The 22,752-nt window shown below is 73.9% G+C and carries 13 protein-coding genes; 3 read left to right on the top strand and 10 right to left on the bottom strand.

The window, feature by feature from the left end; all coding sequences use genetic code 11:
* Positions 1 to 123: 123 nt before the first annotated feature.
* The 5 genes from MJ876_RS22265 to MJ876_RS13225 form a co-directional block, all read right to left on the bottom strand.
* Positions 124 to 4,968 carry an ExeM/NucH family extracellular endonuclease gene (locus tag MJ876_RS22265; RefSeq protein WP_240236773.1) on the bottom strand — a complete coding sequence of 1,615 codons (4,845 nt, stop codon included), beginning with the start codon at positions 4,966 to 4,968 and terminating at the stop codon, positions 124 to 126.
* Between the two features lie 121 nt (positions 4,969 to 5,089).
* Entirely contained in the window at positions 5,090 to 5,707 is a 618-nt protein-coding gene (pgsA, locus tag MJ876_RS13240; RefSeq protein WP_240236772.1) for a CDP-diacylglycerol--glycerol-3-phosphate 3-phosphatidyltransferase, read from the bottom strand.
* Positions 5,704 to 7,233: a 30S ribosomal protein S12 methylthiotransferase RimO gene (rimO, locus tag MJ876_RS13235; RefSeq protein ID WP_240236771.1), complete on the bottom strand. Its 1,530-nt coding sequence runs from the start codon at positions 7,231 to 7,233 to the stop codon at positions 5,704 to 5,706. The genes pgsA and rimO overlap by 4 nt, the downstream gene beginning before the upstream one ends.
* 82 nt (positions 7,234 to 7,315) lie before the next feature.
* Positions 7,316 to 9,379, bottom strand: coding sequence for a RodZ domain-containing protein (locus tag MJ876_RS13230; protein ID WP_240236770.1), 2,064 nt, complete (start codon positions 9,377 to 9,379; stop codon positions 7,316 to 7,318).
* Positions 9,379 to 12,078 carry a DNA translocase FtsK gene (locus MJ876_RS13225; RefSeq protein ID WP_240236769.1) on the bottom strand — a complete coding sequence of 900 codons (2,700 nt, stop codon included), beginning with the start codon at positions 12,076 to 12,078 and terminating at the stop codon, positions 9,379 to 9,381. The genes MJ876_RS13230 and MJ876_RS13225 overlap by 1 nt, the downstream gene beginning before the upstream one ends.
* Before the next feature lie 364 nt (positions 12,079 to 12,442).
* On the opposite strand from MJ876_RS13225, the gene MJ876_RS13220 reads away from it, so the two are divergent.
* From MJ876_RS13220 to MJ876_RS13210, 3 genes are read left to right on the top strand one after another with little or no spacing between them, the layout of a single operon-like run.
* The gene (locus tag MJ876_RS13220; protein ID WP_240236768.1) at positions 12,443 to 13,477 is read left to right on the top strand and encodes a 3-oxoacyl-ACP synthase III; all 1,035 of its coding nucleotides are present in this window, start codon (positions 12,443 to 12,445) and stop codon (positions 13,475 to 13,477) included.
* Positions 13,474 to 16,062 carry an alpha/beta fold hydrolase gene (locus tag MJ876_RS13215; RefSeq protein WP_240236767.1) on the top strand — a complete coding sequence of 863 codons (2,589 nt, stop codon included), beginning with the start codon at positions 13,474 to 13,476 and terminating at the stop codon, positions 16,060 to 16,062. Before MJ876_RS13220 ends, MJ876_RS13215 begins: the two co-directional genes overlap by 4 nt.
* Complete coding sequence (locus MJ876_RS13210) at positions 16,059 to 17,063, top strand: NAD(P)-dependent oxidoreductase (protein ID WP_240236766.1); 1,005 nt, start codon at positions 16,059 to 16,061, stop codon at positions 17,061 to 17,063. Before MJ876_RS13215 ends, MJ876_RS13210 begins: the two co-directional genes overlap by 4 nt.
* Before the next feature lie 72 nt (positions 17,064 to 17,135).
* On the opposite strand, the gene MJ876_RS13205 is transcribed toward MJ876_RS13210, so the two are convergent.
* From MJ876_RS13205 to MJ876_RS13185, 5 genes are read right to left on the bottom strand one after another with little or no spacing between them, the layout of a single operon-like run.
* A complete protein-coding gene (locus MJ876_RS13205; protein ID WP_240236765.1) occupies positions 17,136 to 18,599 on the bottom strand; it encodes a phospholipase D-like domain-containing protein in 1,464 nt (487 codons plus the stop codon).
* 56 nt (positions 18,600 to 18,655) lie between these two features.
* Positions 18,656 to 20,341: a ribonuclease J gene (locus MJ876_RS13200; RefSeq protein ID WP_240236764.1), complete on the bottom strand. Its 1,686-nt coding sequence runs from the start codon at positions 20,339 to 20,341 to the stop codon at positions 18,656 to 18,658.
* Between the two features lie 21 nt (positions 20,342 to 20,362).
* Positions 20,363 to 21,271: a 4-hydroxy-tetrahydrodipicolinate synthase gene (dapA, locus tag MJ876_RS13195; RefSeq protein ID WP_240236763.1), complete on the bottom strand. Its 909-nt coding sequence runs from the start codon at positions 21,269 to 21,271 to the stop codon at positions 20,363 to 20,365.
* Between the two features lie 50 nt (positions 21,272 to 21,321).
* Positions 21,322 to 22,248: an LLM class F420-dependent oxidoreductase gene (locus tag MJ876_RS13190; RefSeq protein ID WP_240236762.1), complete on the bottom strand. Its 927-nt coding sequence runs from the start codon at positions 22,246 to 22,248 to the stop codon at positions 21,322 to 21,324.
* A gap of 5 nt (positions 22,249 to 22,253) precedes the next feature.
* Positions 22,254 to 22,748 carry a dihydrofolate reductase gene (locus tag MJ876_RS13185; protein ID WP_240236761.1) on the bottom strand — a complete coding sequence of 165 codons (495 nt, stop codon included), beginning with the start codon at positions 22,746 to 22,748 and terminating at the stop codon, positions 22,254 to 22,256.
* Positions 22,749 to 22,752: the final 4 nt, after the last annotated feature.

Genomic DNA, 22,752 nt, shown 5'->3' with positions numbered 1-22,752 from the left:
GTGCCGACTCGACCCCGAATGGGTGCGCAGACGTGCCGACTCGACGTTGCAACAGCGACCGGGAGCCGCCCCCGAAGGTGACGGCTCCCGGCCTGGTGCTGCTGTGCTGCTGTGCTGGTTGTGCTACTGGCGGACGACCCGGAAGGTGAGGGTCTGCGGACCACCGTCGGCGACCACGTCGTCGGCGGCGCTGTCGAAGGTGACCTCGACGGTCTTCTCGCCCGGCCCGAAGGTACGGGTGAGCTTGAACCGACCGTTGGCGTCGACCTCGCCGGAGCCGAGCTCGCGACCGTCGCGGGTGACGGTGACCGTGCCGGTCACCGGGACCGCCACACCGTCGCGCTCGGCCGTCACCCGGGTGACGATGTTGATCGGCTCACCGGCCACCCGCGGGCGGGGGTTGGCCACGACCTTCAGGGTCGGGTCCACCGGCTCGCCCACCGGGGGCTCGTCACCCGCGGCCACCGGGACGGTGACCGTGGTGCCGCTCGGGTTCGCCACGAAGTCCACCACCGAGCCCTCGGGGGCGTCGGCGGGGACGTCGACGCTGATCTCCGAGGTGCCGCCGGCGACGGTGCCCACCTGACCGAGGTCGGTCTCGGTGCCGTCGGGCGCCACGAGGGTGGCGGTCACCGCGGTGTTCGTTGGCGCGCCACCGGCCCGCATGTCGAGGCGGCTCAGGGTGAACGTCTCCGTCGTGCCCGTCGCCAGCTCGGCCGGCAGGTTCGTCTCGTCCACCTGCTGGCGGGCGAAGTCCGGCGCGATCGGCTCGGAGCCCTCGCCCTGCGAGGTGTCCTGCAGGTAGCCGATCCACACGTCACGGTCCACCAGACCCGTGTCGCGGGCGTCGCCCTCGGCGAAGGCGGTGAAGTTGTCACCGCCGGCGGCGAGGAACGAGAACGTCGAGACCGTGTAGGTCTCCGCCGGGTCGAGCGCCTCGCCGTCGATGCGGACGGAGGTGATCCGCTCGCCCTCCGGCGCGGTGCGGTCCGTGGTGACCTGGACGTTGTCCGACAGCCCCAGGTGCAGGTACGGGCGGTCGGCACCGGCCGGCTGGAACTGCTGCTCCATCACGTCGAGCAGCTGCTCGCCGGTCAGGTCCACCAGCGAGACGTTGTTGGTGAACGGCAGGACCGTGTTGGCCTCCGCGTAGGTCACCACGCCGTCGGTGTTCTGCGGGTTGTTCGACGTGTTGCCGGCGAACGTCAGGTCGGCGCGGAGGCCACCCGGGTTCACCACGCCGAGGTCGGGCGTGCCCGCGCTCTCGGGCAGGCCGTCGCGCAGTGCGTTGCCGACCAGCTCACCGATCGGCGACTCGTCCCCGCGGTCCTCGGTGCCGCTGGAGGTGCGGGCGCGGGTGATGTCGGCGCTGATGCGACCGACCGGCACGTTGCCCACGACAGCGGCGTCCCGGATCGCCTGGTCGACGATCTGCTGGACCTCGCCGACGACCGGGAAGCGGTCGATCAGGTCGGCCCGGGGGGTGGTGACGCGGTCACGGACCGCGATGGTGCGGGTCGTGACCTCCTCGGTGTCGCGGTCGTAGGTCATGGTCACCCGACCGACGTGCTCGCCGTACTGGCCGGCCTGCACGATGGCCCGGCCCCGCGGGGCGCCGTTGGGCTGGCGCAGTGCGTAGACCTGGTGGGTGTGACCGTTGAAGATCGCGTCGATGTCGTCGCTGACGCCGGCCAGCTGCTGGAACTCGCTGTCCGCGTCGGTCGCCGCGATCGCCTGCTCGTACGTCGCGTCCTCGGCGAAGCCCTGGCCGCCGGCGTGGGCCAGCAGCACGATCACGTCGGCCTCACCGTTCGAGTCGTCACCGTCGGAGAGCTGGGCGGCGACCCGGTCGGCCGCCTCGGCGGCGTCCCCGAACTCGAGACCCTCGATGCCGGCCGGGCTGACCAGCGACGGGGTCTCCTGGGTCACGACGCCGATGGCGCCGATGGTCACGCCGTCGATCTCGTAGGTGGCGTACTCCGGCAGCGCCGGGGTGGTCGTGCCCTCCTCGTAGACGTTCGCGCCGAGGTAGGGGTAGTCGACGAGCTTGTCGCCCTCGACGCCCACCCGGTCGACCAGGTCGTCGTACCCGGCGTCGAACTCGTGGTTGCCGACCGAGGAGCCCGCCATGCCGAGCGCGTTGAACACGTCGAAGGTCGGGACGTCCTCGTTGATGGCCGAGTTGAACTCCGAGGCGCCGTACAGGTCGCCGTTGCCGAGCAGCAGGGTGTGGTCGCGACCGCCGGGGGCGTTCTCACGGATCTGCTCGATCGTCCCGGCGTACTGCGCGGTGCCGGTCTGGGCCCCGTCGGACGAGGTCGAGTTGTTGATGCGGCCGTGGAAGTCGTTGGTGCTGACGATCGTGAGGTCCACGGTCGGCTCGGTCTCGGCCGGGTTGATGCCCACGACCATCGGGTCGTGGTCGGAGGCCCGGAACACGTTGTCCTCGTAGAACTGCGTCCGGTTGTAGTTGTAGCGGCTGTACTCGAAGGCGATCGACTCGCCGGAGTTGATCGACCAGTAGTCCGCGCCGGTCACGAGGCCGCGGGCGGCGGCGTTGCCGACGAAGTGGTCGAGGGAGCCCGACAGGCCGGAGAACGAGTAGGAGTAGTCGCCCGCCTGGTCGGAGCTGATCTTCCGGTAGCCCTCGCCGTAGAGGACCTGCATCGGGTCCTCCTGCGTGTAGGAGTTGAAGTCACCGGTGAGGAACACGGCCTCGACCTCGCGGTCGGCCGCGAACTCGTCGGCGAACGCCGCGAGGGCGGTCGCCTGGCGGGTGCGGTCGCCGTTGTAGCCGCCCTGGCCGGTGTCGACGTTGTCACCGGTCGCGCCCGAGGTGCTCTTCGACTTGAAGTGGTTCACGACCACCGCGAACTCGCTGGCGGCGCCGCTGCCCACCGGGCGGAAGACCTGCGCCATGGGCTCGCGGGCGTTCGCGAAGACCGGCTCGTCACCGATGGACGCCGAGGCGCCCACGGTGCGGACCGCGGCTCGCTTGTAGATGATCGCGTTGCGGATGACGTCCTGGTCGGCCACGTCCGGCAGCTGCGAGGCGTCCGGGCTGGGCACGAACGCCCAGGTGCCGGCGCCCGCCGACGCGTTGAGGGCGTCGACGAGGCGGCTGACCGCGAAGTCGCGGTCCTTGCCGAAGCGCGCGGAGTTCTCGATCTCCTCGAGGGCCACGACCTCGGCGTTGGTGCCGAGGATGCCCTTGACGATCTTCACCTCCTGGCGGGCCAGGTTCTCCTCGTCCCAGGCGCCGCGGGGGCCGTCGGGGTCGCACGAGTCGACGGTGATGGGGTTGCCCTGGCGGTCGTCGAACGCCGAGCAGTCGGCCGGGCCCTCGTCGATCCACTCCACACCCGTGGTCGGGAAGTAGTTGAGGACGTTGAAGGTCGCCAGCTGGACCGAGCCACCGACGTTGCGCGGGGCGGCGTTCGCGGCGCGGGTGTTGGTGAAGGTCGCGGGAGCGGTGTCGTTGCCCGTGACCCGGCTGCGCGGCTGGAACTTCCAGACGTTGTTGCGGAAGTCCATGATCACCGGCTGCGTGATCGTGGCGCGCGAGCCGACCCGGATCGGGTTCGCCCTCGTCAGGTAGGGCAGCGGGGTGCTCTGCGACGAGTTCGTGTAGTTCACGCTCGCGCCGTCGTCGAGGTTGATCCGACGGTTCGCGTTGGCCGCGTTGGCCGCCGAGATCGCCGCGGTGTCCTGCGCGTCGATCGTCTCGGTGGGCTGCACCAGCGGCGTGGTGCCGCTGGCCAGGCCGACCTCGCCGAACGAGTTGATGTTGTACGTGTCGGTCACGGTGAACGCGACCGAGGACGCCGGCTGCACCAGCATGGACTCGACGGTCTCCCGCGCCGCGCTGGTGGCCGGGTAGGTGCTGAACGTGGTCGGGGTGACCGCGGGCAGCGGGGTGTCGAGCGCGGTGACCGAGCCCGTGTCGCCCGGGGTGATCTGCGTCAGGCCGTTGAACTCGCCCGCGGTGCCGGTGACCTCGACCGAGTCGCCGACGGCGGGGTAGGTGTCGAAGCCGCCCTGGCCGCCGTAGACGAAGATCGCGTCCGAGGCGCTCCTGGTGCCGAGGGCACCGCCGGTGCCGCCGGTCTGGATGACGAAGCCGTTGAAGCCGCCGGTCGGGTACGCCGCAGTGACGACGCCCTCGGTGGTGACGGCCCGGCCGTTGTAGCCGGTCTGGGTGCCGGTGCCCTGGATCTCGGCGATCGTGAGGTTCTCCGGCTGCTGCGGCGGGGCCGTGGTGTCGCCCTCGGCGGCCGTCGGGGACGGCGCCGCGCTGGTGAAGTCGGGGGCGTTGTCGTCGGTGTCGACGCCCTCGGTCGCGCGGACGGCGGCGAGCGTGCTGCTGAGCGCCTCGCCCGTCGCGTTGGTCTCGTAGCTCGTGACGGCGGTGTTCGACGCGCCGTAGCCGACCATGTCGATGACCCCGGAGGCGGCGGAGAGGTCGCCGGTGGCGGTGACCGCCGTCGTCGTCGCCGCCAGGATGACCTGCCCGTTGGTGCCCGACATGGCCAGCGCGCTGCCGTCCTGGTCGGGGGCCAGCGCCGCGCCGGTGGTGCCGGTCGTGCTGACCTTGACCAGGAAGCTGTCACCGGCCGGGACCTGCTGGGCGGCGTCCAGCGGGAGCACCGACGGCGTCTGGGTGGACTGGTACGCCGCGGAGCGGTACTGCAGGCTCTTGCCGGCCAGGCCGATGGGCTCGTCGGTCGGGTTGTAGAGCTCGACGTAGTCGGCGTTGAACGGGGCGCCGGAGTTGCCGCCCCCGCCGTACACCTCGTTGATGACGAGGTCGGAGCCGTCGGGCTCGGCCGCCGCCGGGGCCGCGGTGGTGACCGCGAGGCCCGACGAGGCGACGGCGAGGCCGGCGACGCCGGCGAGGAGCCGCCGGGCGCGGCGGCGTGGACTGGTGCCCGCGGCGGGAGACGCGGGAGGGGGTGTGGCGAGGGTCACTCGGGAGACCTTTCGGGCACGGAGGTGTCGTCGACGGGGAAGTCGTCTCGGACCCTAATCGCGCCCACCGACATCAAAGCCGTCAGACAGGTGACGGTTTGGTGTCGATTGGTCTAGACCACTACAGCACGCGCTTCGCGCTCGTCCGGTCGGCGTCCCGGCGCGCCCGCCAGACGTCGCGGTAGAACTCGTAGCCCGACCAGAGCGTCATGACGACGGCCGCGGCGAGGACGACCTGGGTGACGTAGAACAGGACCTCGCCGGGCAGGTCGAGGGCACCGTCGACCTGCAGCAGCGGCAGGCTCAGCCCGCCCAGCGCGAGCGCCTGCAGCGTGGTCTTCACCTTCCCGCTCTGCGCCGCCGGCAGGACGACGCGACGCAGCAGCGAGAGCCGCAGCAGCGTCACCGACCACTCCCGCAGCAGCACGACGATCGTGACGACCCACCAGATGTCGCCGACGATGCTGAGCCCGATGAAGGCCATCCCCGTCAGCGCCTTGTCGGCGATCGGGTCGGCGATCTTGCCGAAGTCGGTGACCTGGCCGCGGGCGCGGGCGAGGTCGCCGTCGATCTTGTCCGTGATCATGGCCGCCGCGAAGATCACGAAGGCGACCGTGCGCCACAGCACCGACTCCCCGCCGTCGACCAGCAGGGCGGCGCCGAAGAACGGCACCATCGCGATCCGCAGCGCGGTGAGCGCGTTGGGGAGGTTGAGGTTGCTGACCTTCTCGTCCGTCACGACCGCGTCTCCCCCGCCGGCCGGCCCCCCGCCGGCGCCACCACGGGCTCGGCGACGAGGTCCGCCCCCTGCGCGTCGACGACGACGGCCTCGACCAGGTCACCGACGGCGTGGCCGTCGCCGGTCAGCAGCACGGACCCGTCGACGTCCGGGCCCTGGTGCTCGGCCCGGCCCTCGGCGCCGTCCTCGCCGACCGACTCGACCAGCACGCTCACGGGCTCCCCGATGCGCTCCTCGGCCCGCTGGGCGGTGAGCTGCTCGACGAGTGCGGTCATGTGCTCCACGCGGGCGGCGATCTCGTCGGCGTCGTGCTTGCCGTCGAGGGTGGCGGCCTCGGTGCCGTCCTCGTCGGAGTAGCCGAAGACACCGGTGACGTCGAGGCGGGCGGCCACCAGGAAGTCGCACAGCGTCTCGAGGTCGTCCTCGGTCTCGCCGGGGAACCCGACGATCACGTTGGATCGCACCCCGGCCCGCGGGGCGGCGGCCCGGACCTGCTCGAGGAGGGCCAGGAAGGAGTCCTTGTCACCGAAACGACGCATGCGCCGCAGCAGCGGTCCCGACGCGTGCTGGAACGACAGGTCGAAGTAGGGCACGACCCCCGGGGTTCCCGCGATGGCGGAGACCAGACCCGGGCGGGTCTCGGCGGGCTGCAGGTAGGAGACCCGCACCCGGTCGACGCCGTCGACGGCGGCGAGCTCGGGCAGCAGCGTCTCGAGCAGCCGCAGGTCGCCCAGGTCCTTGCCGTACGACGTCGTGTTCTCGCTGACGAGGAACAGCTCGCGCACGCCCTCGCCGGCGAGCCAGCGCGCCTCGCCGAGCACGTCGGAGGGGCGGCGGGAGACGAAGGAGCCGCGGAAGGCGGGGATGGCGCAGAAGCTGCACCGGCGGTCGCAGCCCGACGCCAGCTTGAGCGGCGCGGTGGGCCCGGAGCCGAGGCGCCGGCGGACCGTGCGCGGTCCGCTCGCCGGGGCGAGCCCCTCCGGCAGGTCGGGCGCCGCGACCACGGGGGCGACCTGGTGGCCCGGCACGCTCACGGTGGAGGCGTCGCGGTCCACCGGGGAGATCGGCAGCAGCCTGCGCCGGTCGGACGGCACGTGCGAGACGTGCTCCTCGCCCGCGAGGATCGAGCGCAGCCGGTCGGCGATGTCGGGGTAGTCGTCGAAGCCGAGGACGGCGTCCGCCTCGGGCAGCTCCCCGGCCAGCTCGACGCCGTACCGCTCCGCGAGGCAGCCGACCGCGACCACGGCGCGGGTGACGCCGTCCGCCTTGAGGTCGGCCGCGGCGAGCAGGGTGTCGACGCTGTCCTTCTTCGCGGACTCGACGAAACCGCAGGTGTTGACGACGACGGTGCCCGCGTCGGCGGGGTCGTCCACGAGCCGGAAGCCGTCGGCCTCGAGCCGGCCGGCCAGCTCCTCGGAGTCCACCTCGTTGCGGGCGCAGCCCAGGGTGAGGACCGCGACGTCGAGGGGAGCCGGGGTCGGGTGGCCGTCGGCGGGCTCGGTGGCTGGCTCAGTGGTGGTCGTCATGGCGATCCCCCAGTATGACGGCCGGGCCGGGTCCGCCCCAATGCGCGGCCCGGCCGCCGGTCCCGGTGGCCTCCTGCACCTCTCAGCGCGGGGGGACCAGGGTGTCGCTGGCGGGCTGGCCCGCCTCGCCGAGCGGCCCGTTGTCGCGGCCGTCGAGGGTGGTCTCGATCGCCCCGCCGTCCGAGGTCTGGATCCTCACGGGCGGGGCGAGCTCGAGCTCGGTGCTCTCCCCCATCGCCAGGTCGTCGTCGAAGCGGACCTCGCCCTCACCGTCGGTCACCGTCACGGTCGCGCCCGCGTTGACCGCGGTGATCGTCAGCGGGACCGGGTCGGCGACCGGGGCCGGGGACGCCGGGCCCGCGGAGCCGTTCAGCGCCGGCGCCGGGTCGAGGTCGACCGGGTCGTCCATGACGAGACGGGCGACCGACCAGGCGAGGACGACGACCATCACGGCGGCCACCAGCACCGACCACGACGGCCCACCGCGGGTGCCACGGATCGAGCCGTGGGACCCCGTCGCCAGCTCGGCCGCGAACACGCGGCGCGGGTCGATCGGGGCGTCGGAGTACCGCTCGTCGTACGCCGCGAGCAACGGGGCGGCGTCCACGCCGAGGACCCGCGCGAGGGTGCGCAGGTGCCCGCGGGCGTAGAAGTCGCCGCCGCACGGCGCGAAGTCGTCGACCTCGATGGACTCGATGACGTGCGGCCGGATCCGGGTGCGCTCCGCGAGCTGGTCCACCGACAGCGAGAGCCGGGTGCGGGCCGCGGCGAGCTCGGGACCGACGACCGGGTCGGCGGCCGGCTCGACCCCGAAGTCGTCGATGGCGAGCGGCTCGACCGGGGCGCCGCCCTGGGCGATCGGGCGGACCCGGGCGCCCCACACCTCGTCGTCGCCGACGAGGTCGACGCTGCCCGGCCGGCGCAGGGCGCGGACCTCCGGCAGGTCGTCGGCACGGGCCGGCTGCTGCCCGGTCCGGGCGACGTCGGCGTGACGGACCTCGCTGCGTGCCGCCGCGCGGCGCTCGCGGGCCGGCTCGGGGGTCTCGGTGACCTCGTCGACCTCGTCGACCTCGTCGACCTGGGGCTTCTCGGGGGTCACGTCGTGCTGGACGTCCCTCGACCGGGTCGTCCCGGTCGACGGCTCCGCGTCGTCCTGGTCGCCGTCCTGCTCCCGGTCCTGCTCCCGGTCCTGCTCCTGGTCCTCGCCGCGGTCCTCGTCGCGGTCGGAGAGCCAGGCGATGAGACGGGCCAGGGTCGGGCGGGGGTCGCGCACCCGGCGCTCGGACGCGGGCACCGCGACGGCCTCGGGGACCTCGGTGTCCTCGGTGTCGTCGGCGTCGCCGGTGTGCTCGGTGGCGGCGGGCTCGGGCTCGGGCTCGGGCTCGGGGCCGCGGACCCGCGCGGCCGGGGCCGTGAGCGGGACGGGCGCGGTGACCTCGGTGTCGGGGTCCTCGGTCTCGGGAGCCGTCCGGTCGGTGACCTCGGGCGCCGGCTCGGCGGCGGGCTCCGGCTCGACGATGCGGGTGTCGGCGCCGGCGAGGCTGCGCAGGACGTCGCCGACCTCGTCGGCGGCGACCCCGGAGAGCCGGGTCGACAGGCCCAGGGGCACCGCGAACGGCGCACCGTGGAGCGTCGCGGCGACGCGGGCGTGGCGACGTCCGGAGCCGTCGAGGCCCTCGAGGAGCGGGGTCGTGGCGCGGGGCACGAGCACGATCCGGCCGTCGCGGCCGAGGCCGCGACGCGGGTGGTGCTCGACCCGGTCGAGCCCGCGCCACGGCAGACCCTCCCAGGTGCGGCCGAGCCGGACCCGGACGCCGTGGGCGTCGGCGACCAGCAGCGGCGTGCGTGCGTCGAGCAGGCTCCACAGCCACGCCACCGCGAGGACGGCGGTGACGCCGGTCAGCGCCCAGTCCAGCGGCGCGCCGGTCGTCGTGGCGCGCCCCAGGTAGGCGATGGCGATGGCCGCCGCGACCACGCCGACGACGCCGGCGAGCACGCGGTTGCGGCGCACCTCGACGACCTTCGGCTCGGGTCGCTCGGCGGGGGGCCGGCGCTCGCCGTCGACCGCCGTCATGGTCCCCGTGTCGGGACCCGTGGCGCGGGCGGGACCCGCCCCGCGCTCGTCGTACTGCTCCGCTGCACCCATCACTGCTCCCCTTGCACCGTGGCGATGACGCCGTCGACCTCGTCGGGCTTCACGAGCACGTCACGCGCCTTGGAGCCCTCGCTGGGCCCCACCACGCCACGGCTCTCCAGGATGTCCATCAGTCGTCCGGCCTTCGCGAACCCGACGCGGAGCTTGCGCTGCAGCATCGAGGTCGAGCCGAACTGGGTGGAGACGACCAGCTCGATGGCCTGCACCACGAGCTCCAGGTCGTCGCCGATGTCGTCGTCCAGCTCGCGCTTGGACGCCGCCGGCGCGGTGACGTCCTCGCGGTACGTCGGCGTCAGCTGCTCCTTGCAGTGCGCGACCACCTGGGCGATCTCGCTCTCCGTGACCCACGAGCCCTGCACGCGGACCGGCTTCGAGGCGCCCATCGGCAGGAACAGTCCGTCACCCTGGCCGACCAGCTTCTCCGCGCCGGGCTGGTCGAGGATGACGCGGCTGTCGGCCAGCGACGACGTCGCGAACGCGAGCCGCGACGGCACGTTGGCCTTGATGAGGCCGGTCACGACGTCCACGGACGGCCGCTGCGTCGCGAGGATCAGGTGGATGCCCGCCGCCCGCGCGAGCTGGGTGATGCGGACGACGGCGTCCTCGACGTCGCGCGGCGCGACCATCATCAGGTCGGCCAGCTCGTCGACGACGACGCAGAGGTAGGGGTACGGCGTCAGCTCGCGCTCGCTGCCCGGCGGCACCTCGACCTTGCCCGCCCGCACCGCCCGGTTGAAGTCGTCGATGTGGCGGAAGCCGAAGTTGGCGAGGTCGTCGTAGCGCATGTCCATCTCGCGCACGACCCACGCCAAGGCCTCGGCGGCCTTCTTGGGGTTGGTGATGATCGGGGTGATGAGGTGCGGGATGCCCTCGTAGGCGTTCAGCTCGACCCGCTTCGGGTCGACCATGATCATCCGGACCTCGTCGGGCGTGGACCGCATCAGCAGCGAGGTGATCATCGAGTTGATGAAGCTCGACTTGCCGGAGCCCGTGGCGCCCGCGACGAGCAGGTGCGGCATCTTCGCGAGGTTCGCGACGACGAAGCCGCCCTCGACGTCCTTGCCGAGCCCCGCGACCATCGGGTGGTGGTCGCCGCGGGCGACGTTCGACCGGAGCACGTCGCCGAGGGAGACGATCTCCTTGTCGAGGTTGGGGATCTCGATGCCGATGGCGGACTTGCCCGGGATCGGCGACAGGATCCGCACGTCGGCGCTGGCGACGGCGTACGCGATGTTCTTGGAGAGCGCCGTGACCTTCTCCACCTTCACCGCGGGGCCGAGCTCGACCTCGTAGCGGGTGACGGTCGGGCCCCGCGTGTACCCGGTGACGGTGGCGTCGATGGTGAACTCGCGCAGCACCTGGGTGAGCCGGTCGACGACCTCGTCGCTGGCCTTCGACCGCGCCTTGTGCGGCGAGCCGGGCTTGAGGACCTCGCTGGTCGGCAGGGAGTAGGTGACGTCCCCGGACAGGGAGAGCTGCTCGACGCGCTGCGGCAGGTCCGCGTGCGGCGGCGGCTCGAGCTCGACCTTCTCCTCGGGCTCCGGGCGCGCGCCGGGGCGACGGCGGGGCGACGTCGGGACGGGCTCCGCGGCCACGAGGTCGAGCGCGGGGTCGTGCGACACGGGGGCCGGCTCGGGCGCGGCCTCGCGGTGGTCGTCACGGCCGGTGTGGCCGGTGTCGTCGGCGTGGTCGTCCAGGCTCTGCGCGACGTCGATCGGGTCCGGGGTGCTGCGACGACGCGTGGAACGACGGGCGACCTCGGGGTCCTCGAGGACCGGGGAGTCGTACGCCGGGTCGCCGTCCCAGGGGTCGAGCTCGTCGTCGTAGCGGTCGTCGGCGCCCTCGCTGCGCGGCGCCATGCCCATGAGGCGCTCGTAGCCCTCGCGCAGCCGCGTCGGCACGCGGTGGACGGGGGTGGCCGTGATGACGAGCAGGCCGAACAGGGCGAGCAGCACGAGGAGCGGGACGACGAGGTACGCCGTCCGCAGCAGGTCGAGCAGGAGGCTGGCGACGACGAAGCCGACCGCTCCCCCGCCGTCGCGCAGCGGGGTGGCGTCGCCGTAGAGGGGCTGCGGGTCGCCGGCGGCGATGTGGACGACGCCGAGGACGCCGAACGCGAGCGCCGTCCAGCCGATCACCTGGCGACCGACAGGGCCGTTGCGCTCCGGGTCGCGCATCGTGCGCCACCCCATGGCGACGAGCATCAGGGGCACGAGCCAGCCGACGGTGCCGACCGAGCCGGTGACGATGGTGCGGACCAGCTCCATCGCGCCGCCGGGCAGCTGGAACCAGACGCCGGTGGCGACGACCAGGGCGAGGCCGATCATCAGCAGGCCGGCGCCGTCGCGACGGTGCTCCGGCTCGAGCTCGGCCGCGCCGTGCCCGACGCGGCGGACGACGGTGGCGACGGCGGTGGCGGCCCCGGTCCAGAGCGCCGCGAGGGCGCGGAGGACGAGGCCGAAGAAGCGGGCGACCGGTCCGGGGCCGTTGCGCACCGCGCGCGGCGGCACCCGCTTGGGCGCAGGACGCTTCGCCGGGGGTCGCTTGGACGCCGGGGTGCGGGTGGTCGTCCCCCGGGTGCGGGTGCTCGATCCGCCCGTCGTGGACGACCGGGACCGGGTGGTCCCGGACGTGCCGGAACGGGTGCTCGAGCTCCGCGACCCCGACGGGGAAGACGTACGGGTCGCCATGGAAACCGACCCTAGGGCTTCGTCACACCAGTCACACGCTTCACACGCGTGTGTCGGCCGACGGGTCTGTCACAGGCTGTGACCGAGGCCCTCCTCCCCGGATCTGGAGGGCCTCCGGGCCCCGACGAGGGGCCACGAGGCCCGCGCGCGGACCGGCGGTCCCGACGCGCCCGCCGCCGGCGCTCCTCCCCGCTCGACCACCTCGGCGCCTCCCCTGATGGTCGCGGCGTCCGGGTCGGACGACTGCTGAGTGCACGCATGTCGGCTACCGCGGGGTACGGCCCCGAGGACCGGAGGGGGGCGGGGGCGCGCCTACCGTCGAGGAGCCGACATCCACGGCACTCACCGACGTCAGGACCCACCCGTGTCCCAGAACTCGACCCACCACTACACCCGCGCGAGCGTCCTCTCCGTCGAGCGCGTCGAGGCTCCCGTCCGCGTGACCTCCGCGGAGATCGACGACCGACTGACCGACGTCTACCGCCGTACCCGGATGCGCGGCGGGCTGCTCGAGAGCCTCGTCGGCATCCGCGAGCGACGCTGGTGGGGCGAGGGTGAGGACGACGCCGACTTCGTCGCCGGCGCCGCCGCCGCCGGACAGGCCGCCCTCGCGGCGAGCAGGGTCCCCGCCGAGCGGATCGGCCTCATGGTCAACACCTCGCTGAGCCGCCACTGGCTGGAGCCCGCGACCGCCGTGGTCATCCACGACCGCATCGGGCTGCCGACGTCCTGCCAGAACTTCGACACCACCAACGCCTGCCTCGGCTTCATGAACGGCATCGAGATCGCCGCCACGATGATCGAGACCGGGATGATCGACTACGCGCTCGTCGTGGACGCCGAGGACTCCCGGCCGGTGTCGGAGTCGACCATCGAGCGCCTGTCGAACGACGTGTCGACGTCGCGCGACGTGATGTCGGAGTTCGCGGCGCTGACCCTCGGGTCGGGCGCCGTGGCGATGGTGCTCGGCCCCGCCGAGGACCACCCGGAGGGCCACCGGGTCGTCGCCGCGGTGAGCCGCGCCGGCACCGAGCACCACGAGCTGTGCGTGGGCGACAACGAGTCGATGGTCACCGACCTCAAGGGTCTGCTCGAAGCTGGCCTCGACCTGTCCGACGCGCTGTGGACCGAGGCCGCCCGGGCCCACGGGTGGGACGGCGGGATGGACCGCTACGTCATCCACCAGGTCTCCCAGGTCCACACCGACGCGCTGTGCGACCGGCTCGGCATCGACAAGGAGCGCGTGCCCCGGACCTTCCCCGAGTACGGCAACATCGGGCCCGCCTCCGTGCCCTTCACCCTCGCCGGCGAGGCCGGCTCGCTGGCCTCCGGCGACCGGGTGCTGCTCATGGGCATCGGGTCCGGCCTGAACGCCTGCGTCCTCGAGCTGGCCTGGTGAGCGCGCTGCGCACGGTGGGGACCGGGCCCGTGCCCCGGGCTCTGCCCGGCCTCGACCCGACCTGGTCGCGCACCGTCGTCGTCCCCGACAGCCGCGGCGTCGAGCGCACCTGGCACCTGCTCGACAACGGCGCCGAGCCCGTCCACGGCACGCTGGTGTGCGTCCACGGCAACCCCACCTGGTCCTACCTGTGGCGTCACCTGCTCGCCGGGGTGCCCGACGGCTGGCGCGTCGTCGCGCCCGACCAGCTCGGCATGGGTTTCTCCGAGCGGCTCGGGGACGACGACCCGCCGTACACCGTCGCCGAGCGCGTCGCCGACCTCGGCCGCCTCACCGACGCCCTCGGCATCGACGGCCCCGTCGTCAGCGTCGGGCACGACTGGGGCGGGATCATCTCGCTCGGGTGGGCCCTCGGACGCCGCGACCGGCTGCGCGGGATCGTCGTCGGCAACACCGCGGTCGCGCAGCCCCCGGGCGACTTCGGGCCGCCGCTGATCCGGCTGGCGCACACGCCCGGCGTCCGCCCGTTCGGGTGCGTCGCGACCCCGATCTTCGTCCGCGCCACCTCGGCGCTGTCGTCGCCCGCGCTGCCGAAGGACGTCCGCGACGCCCTCGCCCTGCCGTACGGCGACTCGCACCACCGGCGCTCGGTCGGGGACTTCGTCGCGGACATCCCGTTCTCCCCCGGCCACCCGTCGTACCCGGCGGTCGCGACGATCGCCGAGGACATCCGCGACCTCGACGTGCCCGCGCTCATGATGTGGGGGCCGCGCGACCCGGTCTTCGGGGAGCGCTACCTGCGCGACCTGCGCGACCGGCTGCCGCGGGCGCAGGTGCACCGCTTCGAGGGCGCCTCCCACCTCGTCACCGAGGACGCACCCGAGCACGTGGACGCCGTCGCGGCGTTCCTCGACGACCTGCTCGACCCGCCCGCCGACGCCCGACCCGTCGCCGAGAGCTCGTCGGGCGGCGCCGACCGCATGTGGACCGCCCTGGACGCCCGCGCGGACGACGACTCGGTCGCGGTCGCCGCGGGCGGCGCCACCGTGTCCTGGCGCGACCTCGCCACCCGGGTCACCGCGCTCGCCGCCGGCCTCCGCGCGGCCGGCGTCCGCCCCGGCGACCGCATCGGGCTGCTCGTGGAGCCGTCCACCGACCTCACCACGATCGTGTACGCCGCGTGGCGGGCCGGCGCGGTCGTCGTCGTCGCCGACAAGGGGCTGGGGTTCGCCGGGATGCGGCGCGCCCTGCGCGGCGCCACCCTCGACCACGTGGTCGGACGCCGCACCGGCCTCGCCGCCGCCCGCGCGATGGGGCTGCCCGGCTCGCGGATCTCGGTGGACCCGCTGGCCGCACCCGTCGCCCTCCTGCTGGGCGTCTCGCAGCACCTCGACGGCCTCGTCGCGCTCGGCGCCGGCGCCACCGCGGGCGACCTGCCGGAGCCGGACCTCGACGCCGACTGCGCGATCCTCTTCACCTCGGGTGCGACGGGCCCGGCCAAGGGCGTCGCCTACACGCACCGCCAGGCGCGCGCCGAGGTCGACCTGGTGAGGGCGACGTACGACCTCGGCCCCGACGACGCCTTCGTCGCCGCCTTCGCCCCGTTCGCGCTGTTCGGGCCCGCCTTCGGGCTCGCCTCCGCCGTGCCGGCGATCGACGTCACCGCGCCGGACACGCTCACCGCGCCGCTGCTCGCGGACGCCGTGGCGGCGGTCGACGCGCGGGTGGTGTTCGCCTCCCCCGCCGCGCTGCGCCGGGTCGTCGCCACCCGCGAGGAGACGACGGACGACCAGCGCGCCGCGCTCGCCGGCGTCCGGCTGCTCATGTCGGCCGGCGCGCCCGTGCCGCTGGGCGTGCTCGAGCAGGTCGCCGAGGTCCTCCCCGGCGCGGCGCTGCACACGCCGTACGGGATGACCGAGGCCCTGCCCGCCACCGACGTCTCCCTGGACCAGATCCGCGAGGCCGGCCCCGGCGAGGGTGTCTGCGTCGGGTGGCCGCTGGAGGGCGTGTCCGTCGGGGTGGTCCCCTTCGGCGAGGAGGCCGCCGGGCCGCTCGAGACGGCGGCGGGGACGGGTGAGATCTGCGTGCGGGCCGCGCACGTGAAGGACCGGTACGACGACCTGTGGCTCACGCAGCGCCGCTCGACGGCGTACGCGGGCTGGCACCGCACCGGCGACGTCGGCCACCTCGACGACGCCGGCCGCCTGTGGGTCGAGGGACGGCTCGCGCACGTCGTCCGCACCGCCGACGGCGTCGTGACCCCGGTGGGGGTCGAGCAGCGCGCCGAGACGGTGGACGGCGTGTCCGCGGCCGCCGCCGTCGGCGTGGGCCCCGAGGGCACCCAGCAGCTCGTGGTGGTCGTCGTGGGTGGGTCCGCGTCCTCGCGCCGGAGCGGACCACGGGGGCCGCTCGGGGTGCGGGGCGCGGACCTCGACCTCGCGGACGCCGTCCGCGCGGCGGTGGGGCGACCGGTCGCGGCGGTGCTCGTCGCGGACCGGCTGCCGCTCGACGTGCGGCACGCGTCGAAGGTCGACCGGGCCGAGGTCGCGCGCCAGGCCGCCCGGGCGCTGGCGGGGCGCCCGTGAGGGTGCTGGTCACCGGCGCGTCCGGGCTGCTCGGGGCGACGACCGCCCGCGCGCTCGCCGCGCGGGGCGACGAGGTGACCGTGATGCAGCGCCGGCCCTCGGGGCTCGGGCTGCGCGAGGTGCTCGGCGACCTCGGCGACCCGGCCTGCGCCGGGCTGGTGCGCGAGGCGGCGCGGGGGCAGGACGCGGTCCTGCACCTCGCCGCGAAGGTCGACGTCGTCGGCCCCGCCGCGGAGTTCGAGCGCGCCAACGTCGGCGGCACCGGCGCGGTCGTCGACGCCTGCCGCACCGAGGGGGTGGCGCGACTGGTGCAGGTGTCCTCGCCGTCGGTCGCCCACGCCGGCCACGCCCTGGTGGGCGTCGGCGCCGGCCCCGCGGACCCCGCCTCGGCGCGGGGCCACTACGCCCGCACGAAGGCCACCTCCGAGCTGCTCGCCCTCTCGGCGGACTCCCCGGGTACCGGCCTCGCGGTGCTCGCCGTCCGCCCCCACCTGGTCTGGGGGCCGGGCGACACCCAGCTCGTGGCGCGGCTCGTCGAGCGCGCCCGGGCCGGCCGGCTGCCGGTGCTCGGGTCGGGCACGGCGCTCATCGACACCACCTACGTCGACGACGCGGCCGACGCCCTCGTCGCCGCGGTCGACGCCTGCGGCTCGCCCGACGGCGCTCACGGGGAGGCCCTGGTGGTCTCCGGCGGCGAGCCGCGCACGGTCGCCGAGATCCTCACCCGCGTCTGCCGTGCGGCCGGCCTCCCGGCGCCCCGGCTGCGACTGCCCGTGGCGGCCGCGGCCGCGGCCGGCGCCGTCGTGGACGGCGTCTGGGCGGCCACCCGTCGTACGGACACGCCGCCGCTGACCCGCTTCCTCGTCGAGCAGCTCACCACCGCCCACTGGTTCGACCAGCGCCGCACCCGCGAGGTCCTCGGCTGGACGCCGCGCGTCGGGATCGACGAGGGCTTCCGCAGGCTCGCGGCGTCGTACGGCGAGGAGCCTCGAAACCGGTGACGAGCCCACGTTCACGCGCGGGGTCCCGAGGCTCCTCGCCCGGGCGCGTCGCACCTCGACCGCCGTGCCTCCCTACATCAGCGAGGACGCCAGACGGCAGACGTTGTCGACGTAGCGGGCGCGCAGGGGCTGGGTGCGCCACTCGTCGAGGGTGAGCTCGCGGGAGACGGCGAGGTACTCGGCGTCGCTGGCCAGCAGCCGGTCGACGAGGTCGCCGCCGAAGCCGAGCAGCATGACCTCGTAGTTCAGCGCGTACGAGCGGTAGTCCATGTTCGACGACCCGATGACGCCGACGTGGCCGTCGACGGTCATGTACTTCGCGTGGAGGACGGCGGGCGCCGGGTAGAGGTGCAGGTGGACGCCGGCCTGGAGCAGGGTCGTGTAGTACGAGCGCTGGGCGTGCCCCACGACGAACTGGTCGGCCTTCTCCCCCACGAACACGTCGACCCGCACGCCGCGGTAGGCCGCCGAGGTGATCGCGGTCAGCAGCGCCTCGTCGGGCACGAAGTACGGGCTGGTGATCGACACCGAGCGGACGGCCTGGTGCACGAGGTGGGTGAACATCCGCAGGTTGGGCTCGGTGGGGAACCCCGGTCCCGACGGCACCAGCTGCATCGCGTCGTACCGGCCGCCGGGCGGGTGCGACTCGTGCCCGGCGAAGAACAGGTCGGGCGCGAGCCGCTCGCCGGTCTCGGCGTACCAGTCGGTCGCGAAGACGGCCTCGATCGCGGTGACGACCTCGCCGCCGACCTGGATCGACAGGTCCTTCCACAGCCGGCCGACCCGGGCGTTCCTCTCGCTGCCGTACGACGGCGCGATGAGGTTGTGGGAGCCGACGAAGGCCCGCGTGCCGTCGACGACGAGCAGCTTGCGGTGGTTGCGGAGGTCGGGCCGGCGCCAGCGGCCGCGGAACGGCTGGATCGGCATCATCAGCCGCCAGTCGATGTCGGCCTCGGTGAGGCGGCGCTGGAGGGCGGCGAACCCGTCGTACGCCCGGGAGCCGAGGTGGTCCATGAGGAAGCGCACCTCGACGCCGCGCGCCCGGGCGGCGACGAGCGCGCTGAAGACGGGGTCGGTGACGTCGTCCCAGCTCGCGATGTAGAACTCGACGTGGACGAACCGCTCGGCGCGGTCGATCGCCTCCGCCATCGCCTTGAAGGCCGCGGCGGTGTCGCCGTAGGTGCCCTCGTCCGACCCGACGACCACCGGGATCCCGGTCAGCGTGCGGTTCATCCGCGGCAGCGTCGTCAGCCCGGGCCCGGGGGCGGCGCCGTCGGGCACGCCCGGCATGGCCATCGTGTGCTCGATGAGCAGCCGGTTCGCCTCGTTCTGCAGGTCGTGTCGCCGACCGGTGACGAACGGGCTGCCGATCATCCAGTAGAGGGGCAGCCCGACGACCGGGATGAAGAAGATCGCCATCAGCCACGCGGACGACGACCCGGGGTTGCGGCCCTCGGGGACCGTCCCGACGGCCGCGACCTTGACGACGTACTCGACGACCAGCAGCGTGCTGGCGACGAGGCTGGCGACGTCCACCGGCGCAACCTAGCGCGCCGGGGACGCCGCCCACGTCGACGAGGGCGGCAGAGCCCTCAGGACTCGATGACCACCGGGATGATCATCGGGCGGCGCTGCAGCGACTTGTTGACCCAGCGGCCGACGACGCGGCGCACGGTCTGCTGCAGCTGGTAGGAGTCGCGGACGCCCTCGGCCACCGCGGCGTCGATCGCGTCGATGATCGGCTGGCGGATGTCGTTGAACCGCTTGTCGTCCTCGGCGAGCCCGCGGGCCTGGATGGTCGGGCCGGCGGCCACCTTCCCGGTCACGGAGTCGACGACGACGATGACGGAGACGAAGCCCTCCTCGCCGAGCACGCGGCGGTCCTTCAGCAGCGACTCGGTGAGGTCGCCCACCGACGAGCCGTCCACGAACACGTAGCCGCAGTCGACCTTGCCGACGACCTTCGCGACGCCGTCGGCGAGGTCGACGACGACGCCGTCCTCGGCCATGACGACGTTCTCGACCCCGGTACGGCGGGCCAGGTCGCCGTTGGCGCGCATGTGCCGGATCTCGCCGTGGATCGGCAGCACGTTCTTCGGCTTGACGATGTTGTAGCAGTACAGCAGCTCGCCGGCGCTGGCGTGACCGGAGACGTGCACGAGCGCGTTGCCCTTGTGGACCACCTCCGCGCCCCAGCGGGTGAGCCCGTTGATGACGCGGTAGACCGCGTTCTCGTTGCCGGGGATCAGCGAGCTCGCCAGGACGACGGTGTCGCCCTCCTCGATGTGCACGAAGTGGTGGCTGCGCTGGGCGATCCGCGACAGCGCCGACAGGGGCTCGCCCTGAGAGCCGGTCGAGATCAGCACCTGCCGCTCGGGCGGCAGCTTGGCGAGCTCCTTGGCGTCGACCATGACGCCCGGCGGGACGGTCAGGTAGCCGAGGTCCTGCGCGATGCCCATGTTGCGGACCATCGAGCGGCCGACGTACGCCACCTTGCGGTTGTTCGCGACCGCGGTGTCGAGGATCTGCTGCACGCGGTGGATGTGGGACGCGAAGCAGGCGACGATGATCCGCTGCTTGCTGCGCGCGAAGACCCGCTCGAGGACCGGGGTGATCTCCTGCTCGGAGGTCGTGAAGCCGGGGACCTCCGCGTTGGTGGAGTCGGTCATGAACAGGTCGACGCCCTCGTCGCCGAGGCGGGCGAAGGCGTTGAGGTCCGTGATCCGGCCGTCGAGCGGCAGCTGGTCCATCTTGAAGTCGCCGGTGTGCAGCACGGTGCCGGCGCCGGTGCGGATGACCACCGCCAGGGCGTCCGGGATGGAGTGGTTGACCGCGACGAACTCGAGCTCGAACGGGCCGAAGGTGAGCGACTCGCCCTCCTTCACCGGGAAGTGGACGGTCTCCTTGAGCCGGTGCTCGCGCAGCTTGGGCCGCACCAGCGACAGGGTGAGGTTCGAGCCGACGAGCGGGATGTCGTTGCGCTCGCGCAGCAGGTACGGCGTCGCGCCGATGTGGTCCTCGTGGCCGTGCGTCAGGACGAGCGCCTCGACGGCGTCGAGGCGGTCCCGGATGGGCTCGAAGTCGGGGAGGATCAGGTCGACGCCGGGGTGGTGGTCCTCGGGGAACAGCACGCCGCAGTCGACGAGCAGGATCCGGCCGTCGTACTCGAAGGCGGTCATGTTGCGACCGACGTCGCCGAGGCCGCCGAGGGGGATGACGCGCAGGGCGCCGGGGGCGAGCGGCCCGGGTGCGGACAGCTCGGGGTGGGTGTGGGTCATGGGTCCTTTCCGGGACGTGGGTCAGAGGAGCCCGGCGGCGACCAGGCCGGCGCGCAGCGCGGCCACCTCGTCGTCGTCGAGCTCGACCAGGGGGCCGCGGACGCGGCGGTTGTCGAGCACGCCGAGCAGCTCGAGCCCGGCCTTCGCGGTGGTGGCGCCGTAGTTGGCGGCGCCCATGACGGCGTCGACGGCGGGCATCGTGGCGGTGTACGCCGCGAGCGCGCCGGCCGTGTCGCCGGCGTGCCAGGCGTCGACCATCTGCCGCAGGCGGTCGCCCGCGACGTGGCCGACGACGCTGACGAAGCCGGCCGCGCCGTGCGCGAGCCAGCCGAGGTTCGCCTCGTCGTCGCCGGAGTAGACGGCGTAGCCGAGCTCGCGGAGCCGGACCCCGCGGGCGAAGTCGCCCACGGCGTCCTTGACCGCGACGACGGGGTCGAGCGTGATGGCGGCCTCGTAGGTCTCGAGGCCGATCTGGGTGGCGGTGCGGCCGGGGACGTCGTACAGCATCACGGGGACGTCGGTCGCGCCGACGACGGCCCGGAAGTGCTGCAGGACGCCGGCCTGGCCCGGCTTGGAGTAGTACGGCGCCACGAGCAGCAGCCCGTCGGCGCCCAGCTTGGCGGCCTGCTCGGCGAGCTCGACGCTGTGGGCGGTCGAGTTCGTGCCGACCCCGGCGACCACGACGGCGTCGTCGCCGACGGCGTCACGGACCGCGCGCAGGATCTCGCCGTCCTCGGCGACGCTGGTGGTGGGCGACTCCCCCGTCGTCCCGGAGACCACGACGCCGTCGTGGCCGTGCGCGACCAGGTGGCGCGCGATCGCGGCGGTGCCGTCGAGGTCGACGGAGCCGTCGGGGGCGAACGCGGTGGCCATCGCGGTGAGCACGCGACCGAACGGTGCTCCCGGGTCGGAAGGGGTCGCGGCGCTCATGGGACTCAATCTAACGCCGGACGCCGACATCCCCGACTCCGGCGCGCTCCTCACACGTGCGGCATGACCTCCGCGGCCACGAGGCGCAGGTGGTCGAGGTCGCCGAGGTCGAGGACCTGGAGGTAGACGCGGTCGCACCCGGCGTCGGCGTACGCCCGGAGCCGCTCGACGGCCTGCTCGGGGGTGCCGGCGACGCCGTTCTCGCGCAGCTCGTCGGGCTCGCGGCCGATGGCGGCGGCCCGGCGGGCGACCTCGCCGTCGTCGGCACCGACGCAGAGCACCTGCGCCGCCGACCACTGCATCGTCGAGGGGTCGCGCTCGACGCCCTCGCAGGCGGTGCGCACCATGTCGAAGGTCTCCCGGGTCGTGGCGAGGTCGCTGAAGGGCACGTTGAACTCGTGGGCGTACGTCGCCGCGAGCGCCGGGGTCCGCTTCCTCCCGCGCCCGCCGACGATGACCGGCAGCGGCTCCTGGACCGGCTTGGTCAGCGCCGGGGAGTCGACGACCTCGTGGGCGCGGCCGGCGTAGGAGAACGTCTCGTGGACCGGGGTGGCCCACATCCCGGTGAGGATCGCGAGCTGGTCGGTGAGGCGGTCGAACCGCTCGCCGAGGCTCGGGAACGGGATGCCGTACGCCGTGTGCTCGGCCTCGAACCAGCCGGCGCCGAGGCCCAGCTCGACGCGCCCGCCGCTCATCTGGTCGACGCCGGCGACGGTCACGGCGAGGGGCCCGGGGTGGCGGAACGTGGCGCTGGTGACCAGCGTGCCGAGCCGGATGGTGCGGGTGTCGCGGGCGAGCCCGGCGAGCGTCGTCCACGCGTCGGTGGGGCCGGGGAGCCCGTCGCCGTCGCCCATCGACAGGTAGTGGTCGGAGCGGAAGAACGCGCCGTACCCCTCCTCCTCGGCGGTGCTCGCGACGGCGAGGAGGTCGTCGTACGTGGCGCCCTGCTGGGGCTCGGTGAAGATGCGCAGCTCCATGGCGCTCAGCGTGCCAGCCGCCGGCGCAGGAAGACGCGCTGGTAGCCGTCGTGGGGCTCGCGCGCGGTCTCCTCCCACTCCGCCGCGTCGTACGCCGGGTAGAAGGCGTCGCCCTCCGGCTCGAGGTCGACCTCGCTGACCACCTGCTCGTCCGCGAGCGGCAGCGCGGCGGCGTACACCTCGCCGCCACCGGCGACCATCACGTCACCGGGCTGCTGGGCGGCGAGCGCGAGCGCGTCGTCGAGGGTGTGGGCGACGAGGACGCCGTCCGCGCTCCAGTCGGGGTCGCGGGTGAGCACGATCGTGGTGCGACCCGGCAGCGGGCGACCGATCGACTCGTACGTCGTCCGCCCCATCAGCAGCACGTGGCCGAGCGTGACCTCCTTGAACAGCCGCTGCTCGCCGGGGAGCCGCCACGGGATGTCGGGGCCGTTGCCGATGACGCCGTTGCGGGCCACGGCGGCGACGAGGACGACCCGCTTCCCGCCGGCCGCCCCCACCCCG

The sequence above is a fragment of the Nocardioides sp. CFH 31398 genome (assembly GCF_022436705.1).
GTDB lineage: Bacteria > Actinomycetota > Actinomycetes > Propionibacteriales > Nocardioidaceae > Nocardioides.
Note: the sequence above shows the minus strand (reverse complement) of the source record. Positions and strands in the feature narration are given on the sequence as shown.